Origin of the sequence: Pseudoruegeria sp. SK021 (genome assembly GCF_002119405.1) — a bacterium.
Classification (GTDB): domain Bacteria; phylum Pseudomonadota; class Alphaproteobacteria; order Rhodobacterales; family Rhodobacteraceae; genus Meridianimarinicoccus.
On record NZ_MTBG01000089.1, the window covers coordinates 1 to 2,001 of the forward strand.

Genomic DNA, 2,001 nt, shown 5'->3' on the forward strand with positions numbered 1-2,001 from the left:
GAAATGGCGCAAACTCGACGGTCAAAATCGAATGCCTGAAATCATCCAGGGGATTGAGTTCCGCGACGGACTCCGCCAACTTCAAACAGCCGCCTGATCAGGCGTCACCAACTTTCGCCCATATCTCGTTTTCTGTACTTGGTGGCGGTCATGGACTGGTACAGCAGAAAGGTGCTCAGCTGGCGGCTGTCGAACTCCATGGATGCCGGGTTTTGCATAGAGGCTTTGAAAGAAGCCCTGCTTCGATACGGACCGCCGGAGATTTTCAACACCGATCAAGGTAGCCAGTTCACCAGCACTGATTTCACTGAAGTGTTGCTCGACGCAAAGGTGAAGATTTCGATGGACGGGCGCGGGCGATGGATCGACAATCGGATGATCGAACGGCTCTGGCGATCGTTGAAATATGAGTGCGTCTACCTAAACGCGTTCGAGACCGGCTCGGAAGCCCGCAAGGGGATCGGTGCCTGGATCGACTACTACAATGGAAAACGGCCGCACTCATCGCATGGGCTGCTGACGCCCGGCGAGGCCTATGATACCCACAATCAACACCTGAAAGCCGCCGCCTGACATGAACCCAATGCTATAGCTTAGCTCGGCGGAAAACTGGTCTAAAATTCAGGACCACCTCTGCCGCATTCGGATGCGTTCTTCATCAAGACCTACCCGGCCGAGACGACCGAGGCGTTTTGCGATGGCCACAACGCTGCATTTGCCTTCTTCGGCGGCGTTCCGTTGTCGATCCTCTACGACAACACCATGATCGCGGTGGCGAAGATTCTGGGCGACGGGGTCCGGTTGCGTACCCGGGTCTTTTCGGAATTACAGTCGCATTACCTGTTCGACGATAAGTTTGGCCGACCCGGCAAGGGCAACGATAAAGGCAACGTCGAAGGCGTGATCGGCTATGGGAGGCGGAATTTCCTCGTTCCCGCGCCGCGGTTCGACAGCTTCGATGCGTTGAACGCCTGGCTGGAAGGACAGTGCCTGAAGCGGCAAGACGACAGCCTTCGCGGACATTCCGAGACCGTCGGTGAGCGTCTGATGCGGGACCTGGATGCGCTGATGGCGTTACCGCCCATGCCTTATGATGCCTGCGATAAGGTCAGCACGCGGGCGACATCGATCTCTATGGTCCGATATCGCAACAACGATTACTCGGTGCCGGTCGCTTATGCCCATCACGAGGTTCAGGTTCGTGGTTATGTCCATGAGGTTGTGGTTGGCTGCGGGGCCGAGGTGATTGCCCGCCACCGCCGGTCTTACGACAAGGCCGACATGGTGTTCGACCCGATGCATTACCTGCCGTTGCTGGAGCAAAAGGTCGGGGCTTTGGATCAGGCAGGGCCTTGTTGCATAAATCCAGCTAACCTATTGATAATAAGCCATTATCCCCAAGACGGCAGAATGAATATTATTTATATAAATCAGTCACTTACGGATATTTATGCAACAACGCCGCAAATTTCTGAAGTTTACAAAGAAAGCCCTTTCCCCGGACACAGTTATGCCGCGAGTTCAGCGAATTGCTGGAATGCGCTTTTCCCGGCCATGTCGAACTGGCCCTTGTGGATCATGTGGGCGACCTCGATACCTGCCAGCGTTTCGGACGCCGCCCGGCATGATTTGAAGCCCTTCATCGGGCGGATCAGTTTCTTGATGAACCGGTGGTCCTGCTCGATAATGTTGTTCGGATATTTGACGCAGCAGATGTCGATCAACCAGAACCACCCCTGCAAGATGAGCAGCCAATTAAGGCTCTCGAGCCCCGCGTGGTTCGCGCCACTCTTGTCGATCACGACCTTGTCCGGCCAACCATTGGTCCGGATCGCACCCGCGAAAAAGGCTGTGGCTGCCGCCTCGTCACGATGTGCGTATTCCGGGGTCATCCGGCCACGGATTCCAAAAGTATCCGGCCACCCATTCCGATTTTATCCGGCCATCGATTCCGGGGCATCCGGCCACCCTGTGATGTGATGCTGTGAGGCAATCTGCAAC

3 pseudogenes are annotated in these 2,001 nt (G+C 55.7%); 2 read left to right on the top strand and 1 reads right to left on the bottom strand.

The window, feature by feature from the left end:
• Window positions 1-129: 129 nt before the first annotated feature.
• Window positions 130-573: pseudogene (locus tag BV911_RS18645) on the top strand (transposase); the annotation flags it as partial.
• A gap of 60 nt (window positions 574-633) precedes the next feature.
• Window positions 634-1,353 (top strand): annotated as a pseudogene (locus tag BV911_RS18650) (IS21 family transposase); the annotation flags it as partial.
• A gap of 155 nt (window positions 1,354-1,508) precedes the next feature.
• On the opposite strand, the pseudogene BV911_RS18655 reads toward BV911_RS18650, so the two are convergent.
• Window positions 1,509-1,871, bottom strand: a pseudogene (locus BV911_RS18655) (DDE-type integrase/transposase/recombinase); the annotation flags it as partial.
• Window positions 1,872-2,001 lie beyond the last annotated feature (130 nt).